This window comes from Coleofasciculus sp. FACHB-1120 (assembly GCF_014698845.1).
Classification (GTDB): domain Bacteria; phylum Cyanobacteriota; class Cyanobacteriia; order Cyanobacteriales; family FACHB-T130; genus FACHB-T130.
Map to the genome: position 1 here is coordinate 32091 of NZ_JACJTV010000021.1, position 21908 is coordinate 53998.

The 21908-nt window shown below is 46.5% G+C and carries 16 protein-coding genes; 9 read left to right on the forward strand and 7 right to left on the reverse strand.

The features are described 5' to 3' along the window. Positions 1-164: 164 nt before the first annotated feature. From H6H02_RS18015 to H6H02_RS18040, 6 genes are all read right to left on the reverse strand, one after another. Entirely contained in the window at positions 165-1328 is a 1164-nt protein-coding gene (locus tag H6H02_RS18015) for an LptF/LptG family permease (RefSeq protein WP_242040765.1), read from the reverse strand. A gap of 187 nt (positions 1329-1515) precedes the next feature. After that, positions 1516-2244 (reverse strand): LPS export ABC transporter ATP-binding protein, encoded by a 729-nt coding sequence (gene lptB, locus H6H02_RS18020; RefSeq protein ID WP_190820319.1) that lies wholly within the window; start codon positions 2242-2244, stop codon positions 1516-1518. A gap of 103 nt (positions 2245-2347) precedes the next feature. Next, complete coding sequence (locus H6H02_RS18025) at positions 2348-2860, reverse strand: LptA/OstA family protein (protein ID WP_190820239.1); 513 nt, start codon at positions 2858-2860, stop codon at positions 2348-2350. 132 nt (positions 2861-2992) lie between these two features. Then, positions 2993-3394, reverse strand: coding sequence for a DUF309 domain-containing protein (locus tag H6H02_RS18030; RefSeq protein ID WP_190820241.1), 402 nt, complete (start codon positions 3392-3394; stop codon positions 2993-2995). Positions 3395-3871: 477 nt separating this feature from the next. Continuing rightward, the gene (locus H6H02_RS18035; protein ID WP_190413052.1) at positions 3872-4234 is read right to left on the reverse strand and encodes a ferredoxin thioredoxin reductase catalytic beta subunit; all 363 of its coding nucleotides are present in this window, start codon (positions 4232-4234) and stop codon (positions 3872-3874) included. Positions 4235-4329: 95 nt separating this feature from the next. Next, the gene (locus H6H02_RS18040) at positions 4330-5487 is read right to left on the reverse strand and encodes a DUF58 domain-containing protein (RefSeq protein ID WP_190820243.1); all 1158 of its coding nucleotides are present in this window, start codon (positions 5485-5487) and stop codon (positions 4330-4332) included. Positions 5488-5699: 212 nt separating this feature from the next. Between H6H02_RS18040 and H6H02_RS18045 the strand changes: the two genes are divergently transcribed. Beyond that, complete coding sequence (locus tag H6H02_RS18045) at positions 5700-6920, forward strand: type IV pilus twitching motility protein PilT (protein ID WP_190820245.1); 1221 nt, start codon at positions 5700-5702, stop codon at positions 6918-6920. A 111-nt stretch (positions 6921-7031) separates the two neighbouring features. On the opposite strand, the gene typA is transcribed toward H6H02_RS18045, so the two are convergent. Beyond that, on the reverse strand, positions 7032-8822 hold the full coding sequence (gene typA / locus H6H02_RS18050) for a translational GTPase TypA (RefSeq protein WP_190820247.1): 1791 nt from the start codon (positions 8820-8822) through the stop codon (positions 7032-7034). Positions 8823-9190: 368 nt separating this feature from the next. Between typA and H6H02_RS18055 the strand changes: the two genes are divergently transcribed. From H6H02_RS18055 to H6H02_RS18090, 8 genes are all read left to right on the forward strand, one after another. Further along, complete coding sequence (locus H6H02_RS18055) at positions 9191-11623, forward strand: PAS domain S-box protein (protein WP_190820248.1); 2433 nt, start codon at positions 9191-9193, stop codon at positions 11621-11623. Between the two features lie 40 nt (positions 11624-11663). After that, positions 11664-12113, forward strand: coding sequence for a response regulator (locus H6H02_RS18060; RefSeq protein ID WP_190820251.1), 450 nt, complete (start codon positions 11664-11666; stop codon positions 12111-12113). Beyond that, a complete protein-coding gene (locus tag H6H02_RS18065; RefSeq protein WP_190820253.1) occupies positions 12110-13654 on the forward strand; it encodes an ATP-binding protein in 1545 nt (514 codons plus the stop codon). Before H6H02_RS18060 ends, H6H02_RS18065 begins: the two co-directional genes overlap by 4 nt. A 193-nt stretch (positions 13655-13847) precedes the next feature. Continuing rightward, a complete protein-coding gene (locus tag H6H02_RS18070) occupies positions 13848-14870 on the forward strand; it encodes a serine/threonine-protein kinase (RefSeq protein WP_190820255.1) in 1023 nt (340 codons plus the stop codon). Between the two features lie 303 nt (positions 14871-15173). Continuing rightward, positions 15174-15830, forward strand: a complete 657-nt coding sequence (locus H6H02_RS18075; RefSeq protein WP_242040766.1) for a hypothetical protein — start codon at positions 15174-15176, stop codon at positions 15828-15830. Between the two features lie 110 nt (positions 15831-15940). Next, complete coding sequence (locus H6H02_RS18080; protein ID WP_190820257.1) at positions 15941-16525, forward strand: HD domain-containing protein; 585 nt, start codon at positions 15941-15943, stop codon at positions 16523-16525. 368 nt (positions 16526-16893) lie between these two features. Next, positions 16894-18312, forward strand: a complete 1419-nt coding sequence (locus H6H02_RS18085; RefSeq protein ID WP_190820259.1) for an AAA-like domain-containing protein — start codon at positions 16894-16896, stop codon at positions 18310-18312. 23 nt (positions 18313-18335) lie between these two features. After that, the gene (locus H6H02_RS18090; RefSeq protein ID WP_190820261.1) at positions 18336-21878 is read left to right on the forward strand and encodes an AAA-like domain-containing protein; all 3543 of its coding nucleotides are present in this window, start codon (positions 18336-18338) and stop codon (positions 21876-21878) included. Positions 21879-21908 lie beyond the last annotated feature (30 nt).

Genomic DNA, 21908 nt, shown 5'->3' on the forward strand with positions numbered 1-21908 from the left:
CCGGCGGATTTATAGATATGCTTACGCCATGTGCAACTTTTTCTCTCCCCAATTAATTAGGAAGAGAAAAACAGTAACTTGCACCGTGCGTTCTGCTTCACTATTGATCAATATCTTGATAAAGAGCTGCTCCTAAATGATTGACGATTGATCACCCTGAACGTTTAACGGGCAGCTCGAAGCAGGAACCACGCCCCCGCTCCCAATCCAAACAGATTTGGCAACCAAGCAGCAATCACCGGAGAGAGGAAGTTACTCAATCCCAGAGCATCACCGACGGACATTAACAAATAGTAAGCAAAAATTACTATCACGCTAATCCCAAAACCTGTCGCTTTACTGGTGCGAGTCGGTCTATTGGCTAGAGCGGCACCCACGATACCAAACACCACACAAGCAAACGGTAAAGCTATTTTTTGGTGAATGCGGATTAGAAGCTTGCGAATTTTTTGCTGATTGCCACTGAGACGTTCTAATTTTAGACGTTCTCTGGCTTGTGCAAGATTCATCTCGCCGTAGTCGCGCCCAGAATTTGCCAAATCTAGGGCGGTACGAGGCAGCTGCAATTGTTGGTGTTCAAACTTTAAAATATTGCGGTAGGAAGCATCGGGAGAGATTAAATAAATCGTGCCTTTGAAAAAATCCCAGGTATTTTGTCCTGGGTTCCAAGCAGCAGATTGTGACGTGACAATTTGATTAAGCCCCTCCTGAGACCAATCTAAAATTGTCAATCCCTCCATCTTTTGCCCGTCAAATTTTTCTGCATAGAACAGGCGTTTTAGCACTTGCTCTCTTTGACCATTGGGTAGCTTGACTTTCGTATATTCTGGATAAAAAATATTGCGTTCTTGGAAAGATGGCTTTTCTTTATTTAGAGCTTTATCTAAACTAACTTTGGCTTGATAGTTCGCAGCGGGTACTACATACTCATTAAACGTAAATGCGATGCCGGTCACAACAAAACTCAGGACGATCGCTGGTAGCACCAGGCGATAAATACTCACTCCGCAGCTACGCAGGGCAACCAACTCGCTGTCAGCGGAGAGACGACTATAGGTTAATAAGGCAGCCAGTAGCACTGAGGCGGGAAAGGCATACGCCATAAACTGTGGCAGACTTAACAGCAGGACTTTCAAAACGAGCGATGCGGGTAGACCTACATCCACAGTCCTTCGCATCAGGTCAAATAAACTGCCAATCGTTACCCCGATGGAAGAAAAGAATCCCATGCCAAATAGGAAAGGCGCGACTAGCTCGGTGCCAATATAGCGATCCATTACCGAGACTGTCGAAATCAGAGGGTAGAGCGGATTGAAAGATTTGGTCATTGGTCAAGGAGCGATGGGTAATGGCTAATGGGTAATTTGTAATGGGTAATTGGGGAAGAGTTTTAAGTTTTAGAAATGCAGAGATCGCGTCTGAATTTTGAATTTAAGATTTTCTTGTGATTCAAAATTCCATGTTTCTCACTCATTACTCTGGGATTACCAATTCCCAATTCCCAATTACCTAAGACTATCTCTGGAAGTCATCTCCTAAGTAGTACTGTCGCACTAAGGGGTTATTGTAGAGTTCTTCAGCGTTGCCAGATGCGAGGATTTGTCCGTCGCGCATGATGTAGGCTCGATCGGTGATGGCGAGGGTTTCGCGGACGTTGTGATCGGTGATCAAGATACCCATGTAGCGATCGCGCAGTCCGGCAATAATTTTTTGAATCTCCGATACGGCAATCGGATCGACACCGGCAAACGGCTCATCCAATAGCAAAAATTTTGGTCCTTCTCGCCCAGATGCTAAGGATCTCGCCAACTCGGTGCGCCGACGTTCTCCCCCAGACACGCGAATCCCTAGTGTATTTGCTACTTTTTCTAGCCGAAACTCTTGCAGCAAGCCATCTAGACGGTTTTGCCACTCGCGACGAGGCACGCCTGTTTGTTCCAGCACTAGGAGAAGATTGTCTTGGACGGTGAGGTTGCGAAAAATACTGGCTTCCTGAGCAAGATAGCCAATGCCTAAATGCGCTCGTTTGTGGATGGGTAAGGTGGTGATGTCCTGGTCATTCAGCCAAACCGTGCCCTGATCGGGTTTTTCCAAGCCAGTTGCAATGTAAAAGGTCGTCGTTTTACCGGCACCGTTGGGACCGAGTAGCCCCACGACTTCTCCTTGCGCTACTGAAAGGTTGACGCGATTGACGATCGCACGTTTGCCGTAAGACTTGTGAATATTCTCCAGTACGATTTTCATCATCGAAATAGCTAATTGTTCGTTGCTAATGGCTAACTGCTAATTATTAAAAGCCATTAGCGATTAGCCATTCGCGATTCGCGATTAGCCATGTGACAAATGGCTAGCGACTATTCGGCGTTTTGAAGGCTGGCTTAGGATTGACGGCGGGAGCCGGTGGCGCTACGGATGTAGTTGGAGAATTTGGATCGGCGACCAGATAAACTGATTCTACCTGCCGATTGGACTGAGGCAGGGCAACAAAGCGTCCTTCATCGATCAGATAGGTGATTGTCTCGCCTCGGAGACTATTGCCTTGTTGCAGGACGTAGACGTTACCACTCAGAACGATCCGACGCTCTTTGCTGAAATACTGCGCTTGGGCAGCAGTTGCCTGAATCTGCCGCGAGGGGTAATACATTTGCACGTTGCCACGAGCCGTTACCACGCCTGTTTTCGAGTTAGCTTCTTGCACATCAGAACGGACGGTGAGGGCGCGTCCATCATCGGCGGTTTGGGCTTGGGCGGTTTGGATTTGGGTGGGGATAGCGATCGCTCCTGCTAAAACAGCTGGAAGCATCAGCACTAATCCCAGACGACGCATTAGACTTTGATTAAATTGAAATGAGGACATCATGGGTCTTGCGGAGACATCAAAGACGGTGATCGGCTCTTGTGCCTAGTTTACTCTTTCTAAAGGATCGATCCAGAACAAATCCAGCGAGAACTAGGCACAACAATCCCGACGTTTCTGAGTCTTGAGAAGTTTCTAACCCTCTATTCGCAGTATTTTTGGCAACTGTGAGGCATTCTCGTCTTGTTGCATCTGCTCTACAAAATCAACCACGTTTTCTGCTCCAGCTTGTTGCAGTGCCGTCAACAGTTCGGCACTCTGTTCCCGCAGTTCGGTGACATCAATTCCACTGTAAGCCGGTTCGTATGCCTCTAAGCGGCGCATTCCCTCTCCCAGTAAAATAACTGCACCGCGCCAGTTAAGGTTGCCTAGGTGATAACATCCAACGGCAATTTGCAGCACTCCCTGATAAAATCTTTTTTCCGGCTCGCTGGCTTCCATCCACAGAGCCTCTAAGGTGTCGTGGCAGGCGTAAAATTCGCGCTGATTAAACTCTTCGATCCCTTGCCAAAATTCAGATGGGATTTCTTCAGTCATTAGTCGAGAACTCTATCAATCATTTCATCACTCTGTCGTTTTCGGTTCCCACCGTCAAGCATTTTTCCTGGTGGTTAGGTTTGTCTCCAGGCGTCATAATCTCTAACCGCTCCAGAAACCGCTCCAGACCAAGATGCTTATGAACAGCCGCTTCGCGAGTGGTTGGTGGAAAACATCCAGAATCAGCGATCGCTTTAAGTTTTTAACAAGTAGTAAAAACTGCTGAAAAACGAGTTTATTAAAGTTTAAATAAAGCTAAAGTAAGCGGAAATTTAAGAGAATCTTTTTTGCAAGTGGGAGACTTTATCTCAAAAACATCCAGGAACGGGTGACTAGCACAGACATTACCTAGACATTGCATAGACATTATAGGTTTGAGGCTCCAGCTAATCGGTAATCCATGATTGGTAATCGGGCTAAAGAACATTCCTACCTAATTAGCAACTTTTGAATTAGCGACTAGCTGAACAAATCTCGTTACATACTATCGCGTACAGCTTTAATTTCTTCCAGGGAGATTTCCTGCATCTCACCCCGAAACTCGTTATCTTCTGTCAGAAATAACATGCAGTGGCACTCTTTTCGCTCTCGCATCGGTACGCAAGGACAATTCCAGAAAGTTGCATGTACCTCTGCTTCTTTATCTTCGTAGTGGCGACAGGGGCACAAAGGGGCACCTAGATCATCTTTATGCTTGGCGAGTCCTTCAATCACTACGGCTGTTACTGAAGGATCGACGCAGAAGTAGGTGCCAGTACGCTTGGCGTAAGTTTCGGAGAAATGGCGCATCGCCTCTAGACTTTTTTCGCTAGATTTTGTTTCAGTTTCTGATGGGTTCATAAAATGAGATGACGCGAGATCGACAGGTGTTTATGCATTGTATCTTAAGCCTTTTCCCCAAGGAGGTTGGCTGGGATCGATGCAATCGGGCAAGCTTACTTCAGAGGGGATTGTAGCTGAAGGTGTAGCGGCTGCTCGGTATTGATGACAATGCCAGAGGAATTGCGATTGACGGGCATTGCAGGCTCAGTTGAAGGCTCCGGCATCCAGATCATCCAGCGGCTACCGGGGGGTAAAGCGCTTAGGGTAAGATGATTCGGAGTCAGCCAGATTAAGGGAAGCGTGGGTGGATCTCCAGCACGGGCATCTTCTCCAGCGTAGGTTGCGGCTAAAGTTTCTAAAACCACGCGATGACCTTGCACCAAACCTGTGGACGCTGTCCAAAGTTTTACACTTAACTGACGCCCACTGGCATAGAAGTACAGGGATGCCGCAGCAATGACTGCTTGTTCAAAATGCTCTGGGTTCCAACTGGTGGAGCTATCGAGGCAGATAATGACTTCTTGTCCACCCGTAAAGACTTCTAGTTCGCGCACCTGGAATTCACCGTAACGGGCGCTGGTTCGCCAGTGGATTAACCGAGTGGGATCTCCAACTCGATAGGGGCGAAGCGATCGCGTGACTCCTTCTGTGGCAGCTTGGGAACGGCGATCTAAACTCAGAAATAGGGGACTTTTCTCTTGCCCAATTTCATCCACCATTGGGCAGTTGGTCAGGGGTAAAACGGTGGGATAAACAAATGCCGTAGCCGCAACTTCACGCTGGCGACGACACCAGAATAATCCTACAGGGGCAGCAGTTCTCAGTTGTACTGTGTTCCACCGATAAACCCCGCGTTTTTGTGTGGGTAGGTAGTAAATCCAGTGGTGAACGCTATGAGGAGAAATCGTTTCAATTGCCGTCTGTACAGGCTGTCCCAGTACGAAGGGGAGAACGTCCCGGACTAAGAGTAAGGTTTTGGGATGGTTAACCGGATTTTCAATTTCTAATTCAATGGTTAGATCGTCGCCGACGCTGACGGGCTGGATAGGGCGTCGGGTGACTTGAAGATGACGAAGCGATCGCACGGAGAGAAAGGCGGCGATTCCCAGTAGTGCCAAGCTGAGACCACTAATCACATACAGCCACCCCGCCATTGTGTTCGTGGCGGCTCCAAAAAAACAGATGGAGATGATTCCTAGTATCCACCCGGCGTAGGCTGGTGTCACCCAGCGAGTTTCCAGCCAGTCTGCTATTCGATAACCGATATTCATAAACAGCGCTGCCCAGTCTAGACTCTAGCTATCCCAGCACCTTAACAAAATTGTGATTACAAATAAATAAGAGATTTTACACCTGTCTGGGAATTTTTTAGAATTAAGGACATTCACGGTTGACTTAAAGAAAATTTTTAAAGGCAAGATCAATTAAACTGTGGTTTTACCGATGCTGCCAGACCCAGTGAGTACCCAGGGGAAACAAAAAAATGACCAAAGCCAATGATGCTGAAGCGACTCGCGCACACGCTCCTTCACGCATGCCACCACCACTACCGCCACCACCGATTCCTCCGCAGATGCAGCCTGGGAGACCCCCAGAGGTTAGCAGCGCAACTTCCATTAAACAGATGGTAAAAGATGCCTATGCTCAAAAGGCCTCTGACATCCATATTCGAGTCGGGCAAGTTCCTAGATATCGGATTCGAGGCCAGATGGTAGAGGCTGAGGGTCAGCTCAAAGTGACACCAGAAATGTTTGAGCAAAACCTTGCCGAGATCCTGACTCCTGCTCAGCGAAAACAGTTTGCAGAAACCAAGGAACTGGATACGGCAATTTTCTATCCAGGTTTCGTGCGTTGTCGGGTGAATTGTTTTGAATCCCTGATGGGCGGAGCGATGGTTCTACGGTTGATCAGCCTGGAGATCCCTTCTATTGATAGTTTAGGCTTACCGCAAATCCTCAAGGATATTGTGAGCAAACCGCAAGGATTGATTCTGGTGACAGGTCCCACGGGATCTGGTAAATCGACTTCCTTAGCGGCGATGATTCGTCATCTGAATGAGACGACGAATAAGCATATTGTCACAATTGAAGACCCGATTGAATTTGTCCACCCTTCCCAAAAGTGCTTGGTTAGTCAACGGGAAGTGGGTTTACATACCAATGAGTTTCACGGGGCACTGCGGTCAGTTCTGCGGGAAGATCCAGACGTGATTCTGATTGGGGAAATGCGCGATCGCATTACCGTTAATACCGCTCTGCAAGCTGCCCAAACAGGTCACTTAGTCTTAGGTACTCTGCACACTCGCAATGCTATCAACGCGGTTAACCGTTTGTTGAACTTGTACAACGCCGATGAACAGCCAGCGATGCGAATTCAGATTACCGATTCTTTGGTGGCTGTGATTGCACAACTGCTGCTGCCAACCACGGATAGTCGTCGCACAGCAGTCCACGACATCTTGATCAATACCCCGGCGATGCAGGATTACTTGCTCAAGGGTGAAGATGAGGAAGCTTATCGGTTGATGCAAGATGACTCGTTTGACGGAATGCAGGTGATGAATCAGGCGCTTTACGACCAAATGCTAGAGGGTCGGATTACCCTAGAAGCGGCATTAAGTGCTTCCCCAGATCCCAACGATCTAGATCGCCGTATCCGCACTGGCGGAATTGACGCTTCTAACGCAGCTCGTACTTGGATGTAAGCTGAGTTTTACACAAAAGCTAGGGCGATCGCTCTAAGAAAAAAGCCCGCCGTTGCGGGCTTTTTTCTTGTAGCCCCAGGCTGAAGCTTGGGGCTACTGTTGTCGAATAATTTACCGCTTCGCCAACTTCTTTGTCATCTTCCGCAGACGAATTGATTTAGGAGTGACTTCCACCAATTCATCTGAACCAATGTATTCCAAAGCACGCTCCAAACTCATATCGATTGGCGCTTGCAACTGCACTAATTCATCACCGCCAGAAGCACGGTGGTTCGTCAGCTGCTTCGCCTTGCAGACATTAAGTTCCAAATCTTGAGAACGGTTGTGTTCCCCGACAATCATGCCTTTGTAAACTTTGGTGCCCGGAGTGATAAAGAATGCACCCCGATCCTCGGCATTCTTCATCGCGTAGAAGGTAGCAACCCCTTCCTCAAACGAAATTAAAACACCGTTGCGGCGAGTTTCCATATCGCTGCTGATGGGGCGATAGTCTAGGAAGCTGTGGTTCATAATCCCTTCGCCACGGGTGAGGCGCATGAATTCACCCCGGAAGCCGATTAAACCACGGGCGGGAATTACAAATTCTAGCTGAGTGCGACCAGTGGCACTCATCTGCATATCTTGCATTTCGCCCTTGCGCTGCCCCAAACGCTCGATACAGCCACCGCTGGCTTCTTGCGGGACATCCAGCACCAAGCATTCGTAAGGTTCGCACGGTTGACCGCTGACTTCGCGGAAAATCACTTGCGGCTGGGAAACTTGAAATTCATAGCCTTCCCGGCGCATGGTTTCAATCAAGATGCCGAGGTGAAGTTCGCCTCGACCGGAAACCAGTAATTTATCGGGAGAGTCGGTATCTTCGACACGCAGGGCGACGTTCGTTTCAAGTTCGCGCAACAGGCGATCGCGTACTTGCCGTGATGTCACCATCGTCCCTTCCTGTCCAGCAAAGGGCGAATCGTTCACCGAGAAGGTCATTTGCAAGGTAGGTTCATCCACCTTAATCAGCGGCAAAGCTTGCGGTTCGTTCGGACAAGTAATTGTTTCGCCAATATTCGCATCGGCAAAACCAGCCACCGCCACAATATTTCCCGCAGAGGCTTCTGCCAAATCAATCCGCTTTAAGCCTTCAAAACCCATCAACTTGGAGATTTTGCCTTTCACAATGGCGCTGGTTTCCGTCACCAAAGCCACTTGTTGCCCCATCCGGATTGTGCCGTTATGGATTTTGCCAATCACAATCCGACCCAGATATTCAGAATAATCCAGGGTTGTCACTTGCAGTTGTAAAGGCTTATTCGGATCGCCTACAGGTGGCGCGACATGGTGCAGAATTGCCTCAAACATGGGCTGCATATCCATGTTGTCGGATTCCAGGTCATTTTTGGCATAACCGTTGATACCAGAGGCAAACAGATAAGGGAAATCGCACTGATCGTCATCTGCGCCTAGTTCCAAAAACAGATCCAAGACTTTATCAATTGCGCCGTGGGGATCAGCTTGAGGACGGTCGATTTTATTCACAACAACGATTGGGCGCAATCCCTTCTCCAGGGCTTTTTTCAGCACAAATCGCGTTTGGGGCATGGGGCCTTCATTGGCATCTACAATCAAGATACAGCCATCCACCATGCCTAACACCCGCTCGACTTCACCACCAAAATCGGCGTGTCCGGGGGTATCAATAATATTGATCAGGGTTTCTTTATATCTGACGGCGGTATTTTTCGCCAAAATTGTGATGCCTCGTTCCCGCTCTAGGGCATTGGAATCCATGACGCAATCAGGAACGTCTTCGCCTTCGCGGAAGATGCCAGATTGCCGGAGGAGGGCATCAACGAGGGTTGTTTTGCCGTGATCGACGTGGGCAATGATTGCGACGTTACGAATAGGGAGCGTCATAGAAGCGTGCCAGAGAGGGTGTTGAGATTGAAATAGATGTCTCTTGGCTTCATTAACAGAATTTGGGATTTAACATGAATGCTGTAAAGAAGCCTTAACAATTCTAGCCTAATCGCCCGAAACATGGCGCTAGTTTCATGCATCCAACCCTACCCTTCGGACGATGGGAGGGGCAAAGCCTTACATTCTTTTCAGCTTTCTTTTTAGCCTTTCGTAAGGCACAGACATAACAGACGCTAAGCGGCGCAATGATTGCGGTAGCCGTGTGAAACGAATCACTGTCCAGAAACGCGATCGCCCTTAGCCTAACTAAAGATAAGAATTGGCGAGGCAAAGATTATCACCAACAACAACATGAGGGAGACTTCATGCCAAATTTTTTAAGAACCCTTTTAACTTCAGGAGGGTTTATTCCCCACGGACACTGCTATCTTTGGAAGCCAGATTTAGTTTGGCTTCATGTTGCTTCAGATGCTTTGATTGCGCTGGCATATTATTCAATTCCATTCATGCTGGTCTATTTCGTCTACAAAAGACGAGATGTGCCTTTTAACTGGATTTTTCTGATGTTTGGCAGCTTTATCATCGCCTGTGGCACCACTCATCTAATGGAAATCTGGACGCTGTGGCATCCTACTTACTGGCTAGCCGGATGGATCAAAGCTTTTACTGCAATTGTCTCCCTCGGTACGGCGGTGCTGCTGTCAGAATTGATCCCTAAAGCGCTGGTTCTCCCTAGTCCAGAAGAATTAGAAGCGGTAAACCTGGCGCTGAGAAACGAAATACTAGAGCGTCAGCAAGTGGAGGAAGCGCTACGCGAAAGTGAAAGACGGTTCCGCGCCATTTTTAACCAAACATTTCAATTCATTGGATTACTGAAACCGGATGGCACTGTCTTAGAGATTAATCAGACAGCGCTAGAGTTCGTTGGAATTCAGGCGGCGGATATAGTTGGTCGTCCATTTTGGGATGAAGTTTGGAACCTACCGACCGAATTCCTGAATCAGTGGAAAGCAGCGATTACCGAAGCAGCAAACGGTAACTTTGTTCGTTTTGAAGGGAATCTGCCCACTCCTCAAGGCACAATGTTTGTTGATGCCTCGCTCAAACCTGTGAAAGACGAGACAGGACAAGTCGTGCTATTGATTCCCGAAGGTCGGGAAATTACCGAGCGCAAAACTGCTGAAGAAGCATTGCAGCGAGCTTATGATGAACTAGAAATTCGGGTTCGGGAAAGAACGGCAGAATTAACTACTATCAACGCATCGTTAGAAGCTGAAATTGCTGAGCGAAAACAAGCGCAAGCAGCGCTACACCAGCGAGAACAAGAACTCAAAGCGCTAGTTGAAAATACTCCAGATATCATTGCCCGATTTGATCGAGATTTACGTCATACCTATGTCAATTCAGCAATAGAAGTGGCAACAGGAGCACCGCCTGAGGTATTTATCGGCAAAACGAATCGAGAATTAGGGATGTCTGAGGATCTCGTTTGCCATTGGGAAAGCGTTATTCGCCAAGTTATTGAAACGGGTCAACAGAGTGTTGTTGAATTTCAGTTTTCGACACCGAATGGGCTGAAATATTATCAATCTCGCCTCGTAGCGGAACTTACGAAAGACGGTTTAATCAATTCTGTTCTCAGTATCTCGCGAGACATCACTGGACTGAAGCAGGTGGAGGAAGCGTTGCGAAATAGCGAACAACGATTCCGTGCCACTTTCAATCAAGCTGCTGTCGGTATTGCACAGGTAGAGATGAATGGACGATGGCGACTGGTGAACCAAAAGCTTTGCGACATTACTGGTTACACCCGCGAGGAACTTTTAGAGCGAACTTTTCAAGAGATTACTCACCCTGATGACCTCAATACTGACCTTGAATACGTCGGTCGAATGTTGGCTGGCGAGATTTCAACCTACTCAATGGAAAAGCGCTACATCTGCAAAGACACCTCCCAAATCTGGATTAATCTGACCGGATCGGTTGTTCGTGATGATGCAGGTGAACCTAGGTACTTTATTGCCATTGTGGAAGACATTAGCGATCGCAAACGATTCCGGCAGGAAATTCTACAACTCAATCAAGACTTGGAACGCCGGGTGGTCGAACGGACTGCACAACTCGAAGTCGCCAATCGGGAACTAGAAGCTTTTTCTTATTCTGTGTCCCACGATTTACGTGCGCCGCTGCGGAGTGTTGATGGCTTTAGTCAGGCGCTTTTGGAGCGCTATGCTGACACGCTGGATGAGAAAGGCAAACACTATCTGAATCGGATTCGTGCAGGCAGCCAGCGCATGGGAGAACTCATTGATGACCTGCTAGAGCTTTCGCGGGTGACACGTACCGAGATGCGGAGGACGGAAGTTGACTTAAGCGCGATCGCTTCTCAGATTGCCATTGAGCTAAGACAGACGCAACCGGAACGGCAGGTTGAATTTGCGATCGCTCCCGGCATCGTTGCACAGGGCGATGCGCGGCTTTTACGAATTATTCTAGAAAACCTCCTTCATAACGCCTGGAAATTTACGTCAAATCGCTTATATGCTTGTATTGAATTTGGCATCATACTACAGACAGACTCTCAAACTGCCTATTTTGTGAGTGACAATGGTGCTGGCTTTGACATGGCTTACGCCAACAAATTATTTGGAGCCTTTCAGCGCCTACACTCAATGACTGAGTTCCCTGGAACTGGCATCGGGCTGGCAACTGTTCAGCGGATCGTTCACCGCCACGGTGGTCGAGTATGGGCTGAAGGCGCAGTAGAACAAGGCGCAACTTTCTATTTCACGCTCTAGGGTGGGCAGAATTTAAACTTACTTCTAAACGGAAAATAAATTGAATAACCGACACATCCTATTGGTAGAAGATAATCCTGATGATGAAGAGCTTACTTTACTGGCTTTAGATGAAAGCGGTATTTCCTACAATATTGTGGTAGCCCGCGATGGAGTAGAGGCACTGGATTATCTGTTTGGTACGGGTAAGTACGCTGACAGGGACATCTACAACCTACCAGCAGTCGTTCTACTGGATATAAAGATGCCCAAAATCGATGGTTTAGAAGTGTTGCAACGACTGCGTGCCAACGAACTGACAAAACTCTTGCCAGTCGTCATTCTCACGACATCAACAGAGAAGCAAGACCTCCTCAAGGGTTACAGCTTTGGTTGTAACAGTTACATCCGCAAACCTGTAGATTATGTACAATTTATGACAGCAGTAAGGCAGTTGGGAATGTATTGGCTGCTTTTAAATGAAGCCCCACCGCTGCTAGGAATAGGATGAATCAACCGCTGCGAGTTCTCATCGTTGAAGATTTAGAAGATGATGCTGAATTACTGCTCAACGCCCTAGAGTGCGGTGGTTATGAGCCAGTTTACGAGCGGGTAGATACAGCCGTTGCCATGAATGCAGCGCTGGATAAACAACATTGGGATATTGTCATAGCAGACTACTCAATGCCCAATTTTAGCGCTCCCGCTGCTTTAACTTTGTTGAAGGATAAAGGGCTAGATTTGCCCTTCATTATTGTTTCCGGCAACATTGGCGAGGATGTTGCAGTCGCGATGATGAAAGCTGGAGCGTCTGACTACCTGATGAAAGGCAAGCTGGCGCGATTAATTCCCGCAGTTGAACGCGAGTTGCGCGAAGCAGTTGAGCGGCGCAAACGACGCGAGGCAGAACAAGCTTTACGTGAGAATGAGGAAAACTTTCGCTTACTCATCGAAAATGCATTAGACATCATCGCCGTTCTAGATACTGACGGCACTGTCTATTACAATAGCCCATCCGTTGAGAAGGTTTTAGGTTACAAGTCGGAAGAGTTAATTAGCAAAAATTTCTATAATTTTATTCATCCTGAAGATGTAGCAGAGGTTATTAATACTCTCAATCAAGCAGTTAAGAAACCAGATATTACCCTATCTATAGAATTTAAATTTCTACATCAAAATGGCTCTTGGCAAATATTAGAAGCAATTTGCAAAAATTTTATTCCCCAGTCAGGAATCGCTAGGGTAGTTGTCAACTGCCGAGACATTACGGAACGGAAGCGGGTAGAAGAAGTTCGCATTGCTTTGGAAAAAGAAAAAGAACTAAACGAAGGGAAATTTTACTTCGTTTCAATGATGGCTCATGAGTTTCGCAATCCCCTCAACACAATTCTCATGTCTGCCGAACTCCTTGAACATTACAACTATAAGGCGACTGAAGAGCAAAAAAATTCATACTTCGATCGCATTCGCTTGGCTGCCAAACACATGACACAGTTATTAGAGGATGTTTTGACAATTAGTCGAGCAGAAATTGGGGAATTAGAGATTAATGCAGAGCCTTTTGAGTTAAGACAATTTTGCCACGATTTGATGGAGGAAATTCAGTTTACGACTGGAAAGGAACACACGCTCATCTTTGTCAGTAAATGTAAATGTAGCCAGGTATGCATGGATCAAAAACTTCTATGGCATATTCTGACAAATTTGGTCTCGAATGCAATTAAGTATTCACCGCAAGGGGGTACTGTCCAGCTTGAACTTTCTTGTCAAAATGGGCAGGCAACGATTCAAATTAAAGATGAAGGAATTGGCATTCCTCCAACCGACCAAGAACGACTGTTTGAAGTGTTTCATCGAGCCAAAAATGTTGGCAAGATTCCCGGTACAGGGCTGGGATTATCAATTGTCAAAAAATTCGTGGATTTGCACGGCGGTCAGATTTCCGTCAGTAGTGAAGTTGGGGTAGGCACTACTTTTACTGTGCTGCTGCCATTGAACAGTCAGATGTCAACCGAGGAGTTAGACAATTCGACTGCGTATTTTGCCAATTAAACTGTCATTTATCGCAGTTCTCAACTACCGAGCTTCACAGTAGAGTCTCACCCTCGTGAAGATTGCTGGTTGCTTGGGCTAAAGCGCGATCGCTTGTATTTGTCCCTTTGGTATAGTACACTTGTACCAAGTTAAATTTAATACATCTTCAGACCGCGCCAAAATCGATACAAGCGCAAGGGAGTCAGAAATAATGGCTTGGAATCCTGGGCAGAAGTTGCAAAACGGCAAGTACACCATTGAAAAAGTGCTAGGGCAGGGTGGTTTTGGAATCGCCTATTTGGTTAAAAACAAAAAAGGCAATTTGCTTGTCATCAAAACCCTCAACCAGTTTCTGCAACGCCAACACGACTTCGGAAAATTTCAGCAGGATTTCCTGAATGAAGCGGTGCGGTTAGCCAAATTCAATCATCCTCATATCGTGAAAATTGATGAGGTCATTCAAGAGGATGGGCTGTGGTGCATTGTGATGGAATATATTGCTGGAGAAAGTCTAGCCCATCGAGTTTGGCAGAAAGGGGCAATGCCCGAAACGGAGGCATTCCGCTATATTCAGCAGATAGGTGACGCCCTGACGCTGGTTCACAACAATGGTTTACTGCATCGGGATGTTAAGCCACTCAACATCATGCTGCGCTCTTGTAAAAATGCTGATGTTGTCACTTCTGAGATGGAGGGCGTCTTTGAAGCGGTGTTAGTTGACTTTGGCATTGCCCGCGAGTTTACCCCAGATATCACCCAAACGCAGACAGAATTTTGCTCTAGCGGCTTTGCACCGATTGAGCAGTATGACTGGCGCTCAAAACGTGGCGCTTACACGGATGTTTATTCTTTAGCCGCGACGCTTTATACCTTATTAACTGCCCAAGTACCTACGCCTTCACCGATGAGAGCGTATGGGATGGAACTCACACCACCCAAACAGATTAATTCGCTCCTCGGCGATCGCGCAAATTACGCGATTGTTAAAGGGATGGCTTTAAAACCCGAAGATCGCCCTCAGTCAGTGCAGGAATGGCTGGCATTGTTGGGAATCCCAGCCAGAAATGCTAATGCTAGTCCTCTTGTCCAATTGCAGGAGCGATTGCGTGAAGCCCAAGAAAATAAGTTAAAAGATAGCGATGAGTGGCGAGAGCGATTCCGGAAGGCGCAAGCAGACAGGTTAAAAGATCATCATAATTGGCGCGATCGCTTGCGGAAAGCTTGTCAAAAGTGATGAGCCACGGATAGCTCTGATAGCGGAATCTTGAAATTGTCAGGAGCGGGATGCGATCGCATACTGATCCTCATTGCAACCAGATAGACTCTTCCGTCGTTTTTGGACGCTGACGCCTGGAAAAACGATAATTTAGATCAGCGCATCCTCTAGACCATTGGGAACCTAGAGCGATCATTTTGGCGTCAGATCCAGGTAAGACTGAGAAGGTAAGGCTGCCAATTTTTGTTCTTTGACCCTATTGTGGGATGAAAGAGCGGCTTTTTATGAGTAAATACCTAATGCAAAAAAAAATCTAAGGACATGGTGAAACGGTCTCACCGAATGATATTGATGAGTGGCTTGATTTTTGCTGGTTTAGTGTTTGCCAAACCAGCACAGGCATTAGTTTTTCCTCAGGGCTTGCCGAAACCACTGGTAGTACCAGCCAACCTTTTTCTCAGCGCTCAGCCTTATTTACCTTCACGAAGTTTAGAACAAATACCACCCGAATTGCTTCCGGAGCCGACTCTAGAGGATTTTACTGCCGATCTTTGTCAGGATCTTCCTCTCGGTGTTGGTATTCCCGGCTTTCAACCAGGGGTACATAAGAACGTTGTCCAAGGAATCCTCGGTAGTCCCACCGTAACGACGAGAGGCTACTGGCCGAATACTCGTGCAATATCCTATCAATTAATACCCGATCAGGTGAGCCTAGGTTTTTTATTTGATAAAACGTCTGGACGCATCCGTCAAACCGAAGCATCTTTTGCCCAATGGGTGAATACCGAGATAATGCTGGTGACACTGGATAGTATGTTGGGTTGCAAGCTCAACGACACCATCAAGCAGGGTTTGCAACAGGTGCAGCAGCGTCAGGCTCCCAAATTCTTTTTTTCGCTAGAGTCTCTTCGGGGAGTGATTGAGCGAGATAGACGCGATCGCGTTTATATTGGCATTTGGGAGGCAGGCTTACACTAAAGATGAGTCGTTGAGAATTCGTAATGGGTCATGCGTCATTCGTTCAGTAGCTAAAAACCAAGAACTAAAAACGATTGCTCGTTACCCATTACCCATTACCCAAAATTTACATGATTCTTTCACAACGCTTTATCGATGCCCTCACCTTTGCCACCACCTTGCACGCGAACCAAATTCGCAAGGGTTCGGGTGTTCCCTATATTTCCCATTTACTCGGCGTCACCAGTATTGCTTTAGAGCATGGGGCGAATGAAGATGAAGCGATCGCTGCCCTACTCCATGATGCCATCGAAGACCAAGGCGGTGCCGCGACACGAGAAGAAATTCGCCGTCGGTTTGGAGATACGGTGACGGAAATTGTCAACGGTTGTACCGATGCTGACACAACACCTAAACCCCCTTGGCAGCAACGCAAAGAAGCTTATCTTGCCCACATTCCGACTGCTTCAACCTCAGTGCGTCTTGTCTCCGCAGCCGATAAACTCCACAATGCTCGCTCGATTTTGACTGATTATCACATTGTGGGCGAGGCAGTTTGGGAACGCTTCCAAGCAGGCAAACAAGGAACGCTTTGGTATTATCGCTCTTTGGTTGACGCATTTCGCCAAGCCGGTTCATCACCGCTGATTGATGAATTAGAACGGGTAGTTTCAGAACTAGAACATCAGGTAGACAAGGCGAGTGAGGCTGCTTGACTGAGGTTGCTTGACTGACCACCCTCTTGAAACCCTTGCCAATTCGTCGGTTAGCCCCGTGCAGGAGCGGTATTATTACTTTTACAAGAGGCTAGAATGCTTTTGCCATGCTTGTTTGGTTTGCTACCTAATTCTTAAGTAAAGACGCCCTAATTCCTGCACCCAACATCTTGACTACAGGAAGATCCAGCGAATGCGGGTACAGAAACCGTCATATTTTCACTTCATTTTACAAGTGATAACCACAAAAATTATCTATTTTTATTGGAAAAAAGTAAGAATATTAAAATAGAATTTTTCGGTTTTAGGAACCGACGATTCTGAACACAACTTGCTAGATGCAATTCTACGTCAAATGATGTCATCGCATGAATGTAGATGAAGTTCTGGAAGCCGTAGAAAAAGTTCTGCTTTCTCGGCAACTCACCCCTATTGAGCAATTAATTCTGCGTCGCTCTTGGTTGGGAGACGATTATCGTGAAATGGCACAGGATTCTGCTTACAGTATCCCCCACCTCAAAGAAGTTGGCTCCCAGTTGTGGCAGGCTCTCTCAGCAGTACTCAGGCAGAGAGTAACGAAAAAAAATTTGCATTTACTTGTCAACCTGCACCAGCAAAACTCGACTGGTGAACAGCAAAATAGAGTGCAAGAGTTGCCAACAGACACAGAAATAGAACATAATTTTTCAGATAATATTCTAGCCTCTGAAACAGAGACCGAGCAGAAATTTCCAGGGGGGCCTGTACCGCTAGATTCTCCTCTCTATATCAATCGTCCCCCGATTGAAGAACTCGCTTACACTGAGATTACCCAGCCTGGATGCCTACTCCGCATCAAAGCACCCAAGCAGATGGGGAAAAGTTCGCTCCTGATCCGGATTCTGGCTCGCGCTACAGATGTTGGTTACAAAACTGTCTCCTTGGATTTTCAGGAAACCGACGAAGCTATTTTTACCTCCCTCGACAAATTCCTCCGTTGGTTTTGTGCCAATGTCAGCAGACAGTTGGATCTCAAACCCCGATTGGACGAGTTTTGGGATGAAGATATGGGCAGTAAGGTTAGCTGCAAAATATATTTTGAAGGTTATCTATTCAAGAAGATTAACAGCCCCTTAGTTTTAGCTTTAAATGAAGTAAATCGAGTTTTTGAGCATCCCAAAATAGCCCTAGATTTTCTGCCAATGCTGCGATTTTGGCACGAACAAGCACGGGCAGTTGACGTTTGGCAAAAGCTCAGAATTTTGGTTGTTCATACTACAGAAATTTATATTCCGCTAAAGCTGAATCAATCTCCTTTCAATGTTGGGGTATCCATTAGGTTGCCACAGTTTTCAAGCGAACAGGTGCAAGATTTGGCACAGCGTTATGGACTTGATTGGAGCGATAATGTAGAGACTCTTTCCCCTGCGTTAACATACCGCAAAGCTTATGCATCTCTCCTGATGGAAATGATGGGCGGACATCCCTATTTGGTAAGCGTAGCACTTTATCACCTGCGTCGAGGAGCGATGACATTAGAGGCGTTATTGCAAGTGGCTCCTACACCGTCTGGGATTTACAGCGATCATCTACGGGGTCATTTGGCAATGCTTCAAGATGAACCACAATTAGCATCAGCTTTGCAACAGGTTGTGACTGCTGACAAGAGGGTGCAATTAGAAGCGATCGCTGCCTATAAGCTAGAAAGCATGGGATTGATTCAGATGGATGGGGATCGGGCAAGTCCTAGCTGCCAGCTATATCGTCTCTATTTTCGCTCCCAGTTAGGAGAGAAAAAGGAATGCTAATATAAGCCCAAAAATACTAATCAATGAAATATCAAGTCGGCGGTAGTTTAACTAGCAAAGCACCCAGCTATGTAGAGCGAATTGCGGATACCCAACTCTACGACGCCTTAAAACAGGGTGAGTTTTGCTACGTCCTCAATTCCCGGCAAATGGGTAAATCTTCTCTGCTGGTGAGAACGCGCCATCGCTTGCAACAAGAAGGGTTTAAATGTACTGCTGTAGATATGACTAATATCGGCAGTGAAATTATTACGCCGACTCAGTGGTACAAGGGAATTGTTGCCGATCTGTGGTCGGGTTTTAACTTGTTAGAAAAACTTAATTTGAAAGCTTGGTGGCGAGAGCAAGAAGATATCTCCCTACTCCAAAGGTTGAGCCGATTTCTTGCCGATTTGTTATTGGTTCAATTTCCGAATGAAAGACTATTTATCTTTATTGATGAAGTTGATAGCATTTTAAGTTTGGATTTTCCGGTCGATGACTTTTTTGCCTGGATTCGGTTCTGCTACAACCAACGAGCCATCAATCCAGAATACAGACGGATTACTTTTGCAATTTTTGGTGTAGCAACCCCAAGCGATCTAATTGTCGATAGAAATCGTACCCCCTTTAATATTGGGAAAGCGATAGAACTAACTGGCATTCGACTGCACGAAGCTCAGCCATTGGTGAAAGGATTAGAGGTAAAAAAAGGAAACTCGCAAACCGTTTTAAAAGAAATATTAGCCTGGAGTGGAGGGCAACCCTTTCTCACTCAAAAGTTGTGTAACTTGGTCGGGAATCTTGTTGACACGCGATTGAGCGAGTCTGAGACGATGAACAGCGTTCTGACCATTCCCCCAGGAAATGAAGCGTTTTGGGTAGAAAACCTGGTGAAGACACGCATCATTCACAAATGGGAAAGCCAAGATGAACCAGAGCATTTAAAGACAATACGCGATCGCCTCTTACGAAACGAACGAAAAGCGGGACGATTGCTCGGAATTTATCAGCAAATCCTGCAAGGCAGGAAATTACCAGCCGATGACAGCCAAGAACAAATCGAATTACTGCTATCGGGTTTAGTCGTAAAACACGAAGGTTACTTGCAGGTAAAAAACCGAATTTATCAAGAAGTATTTAATCTCAAATGGGTAGAGAAACAATTAGAGCAACTGCGCCCTTACTCTCAAGCCTTCGATGCTTGGATTGCTTCAAAACAAAAGGATGCATCGCGGCTGTTGCGCGGGCAAGCTTTAAAAGATGCTCAAATGTGGGCGCTGGGAAAAAGCTTGAGCGACTTGGATTATCAATATATCGCTGCCAGTCAAGAACTCGATCGCAAAGAAGTCCAACTGATTCTAGAAGCAGAACGCACCAAAGAAGTGGAAGCGCGATTAAAAGAAGAACAAAGACGATTAAATCAAGAAAAAGAAGCTGCCAAACGCCAAAAAATCTTGCTGTTTGCAGTCAGCGTGGCATTTTTTATTGCCTGCGGATTAGGAGTAATAACTTATTTTCAGTATCGCCGTGCAACAGAAAGCGAACGTCAAGCTAGGATTAGCGAAATTCGAGCGATCGCATCTTCTTCTGAGGGATTGTTTGCCTCAAACCAAGGATTAGACGCTCTGATAGAAGCCATCAAAGCTAAACGAAAATTACAAAGATTAGGATTGGCAGATTCCAGTATCGATCGCACAGTTGAAAATGCACTCAGACAAGCCGTTTATCAAGCAGATGAATACAACCGTTTTTCCGGGCATCAAGCGGCTGTGATGGCAGTCGATATCAGTCCTGATAGCAAGCTAATTGCCTCGGCAAGCGTAGATAAAACCGTTAAACTTTGGCGACGAGATGGAACGGAAATTGCCACTCTCACAGGTCATCAAGCGATCGTTCGCAGAGTCAAATTTAGCCCAGACGGTCAGCTAATTGCTTCTGGAAGCGACGATGGTACTGTAAAACTTTGGAAGTTGGACGGCACTTTGCTAAAAAATTTTCAGGGTAACAGTCTTGCCGTGTGGGGAGTTGCTTTTAGTCCTGACGGTCAAATAATTGCCTCTGCAAGTCAGGATAACACTGTGAAACTCTGGAAGTTAGACGGTACTTTGTTAAAAACTTTTCCAGCTCGTACTGGTAGTGGTAGTACCTTAACTTCAGTCGCATTTAGTCCCGATGGTGAAATAATTGCATCCACAAGTGGAGATAAAACAATAAAACTCTGGAAACTTGACGGTACTTTGCTGAGGACACTTGTAGGTCATACTGCTGTCGTATCTTCAGTGGCGTTTAGTCCCGACGGTAAAACAATTGTTTCGGTAAGTGGAGACAAAACCATAAAAGTTTGGAAGCTTGACGGTACTTTGCTGAGGACGCTTGTAGGTCATACTGCTGTCATATCTTCAGTGGCGTTTAGTCCTGACGGCCAAAAAATCGTCTCTGGAAGTCGCGATAAAACTGTCAAAATTTGGAATATTGACGGCACAGAACTGACTACCTTCAGCGGTCACAGCGCGTCGATTTGGGATGTAGCTTGGAGTCGCGACGGCAGCTTTATTGCTTCGGCGGGTGCAGAAAATACCGTCAGATTGTGGGAAAGTAAAAATCCCTTACAGACAACTATTACTGCCCATAAAGGTGCAATTTGGGGAATCGATATCAGTGCTGATAGTTCTACGATCGCTACTTCTAGCGAGGACGGTACAGTTAAACTTTGGAGTCGGGAAGGCAAATTGTTGGCGACTTTCACTGGAGAAAACTCGGTACTCTATGGTGTTGGTGTTGCTAGCAGTGCGGATGGCAAGTTAATTGCTGCTACCAGAAACGACGATAAGGTGAATATTTGGGAGCGAAATGGGAAAGCGATCGCAACTTTAACAGGTCATCAAGCTAACGTCTTTACAGTCGCTTTCAGTCCAGACGCTCAAATTATTGCTACGGGAAGCCTGGATAACACAATTAAGCTTTGGCGGCGCGACGGTACATTATTGCATACCATGACCGGACATCACACTCCTGTTTGGCAGGTAGCATTTAGTCCCGACGGTCAGTTAGTTGTCTCCGCCGGAGGAGACAGTACTGTAAAGTTGTGGAAGCTTGACGGTAGTTTAGTGAGAACTTTCCCAGGTCACACTACGGCAGTTTGGAGACTTGCTTTTAACCGTCAAGGTAATATCATCGCTTCTAGCAGTGGAGATAAAACCGTTAAGCTTTGGACAATTGACGGTAAATTACTCAGAACGCTTTCAGGTCACACAGCAGCAGTGTGGGGAGTGGGGTTTAGTCCCGACAGTCAAATTATTGCTTCTGGCGGTGTAGACAACACGGTGAAGTTGTGGAAACTCGACGGTACGGAACTAACCACGCTTAGGGGCCACACTGCGGCAATTAGGGGAGTAGCGTACAGTCCTGACGGAAAGTTTGTCGCTTCCGTCGGTGAGGATAACACGCTGAATCTGTGGAATGTGGAGCGAATTCTCCATCTGGATTTGTTAAGTTATGGTTGCAATTGGGTACGGGATTATCTGCGGACGAATGCAGATGTGGAGGAAAGCGATCGCTTTCTTTGTGATGGAATTCAATCCTGATTTACATCAGGTATTCACCATAAAATAATC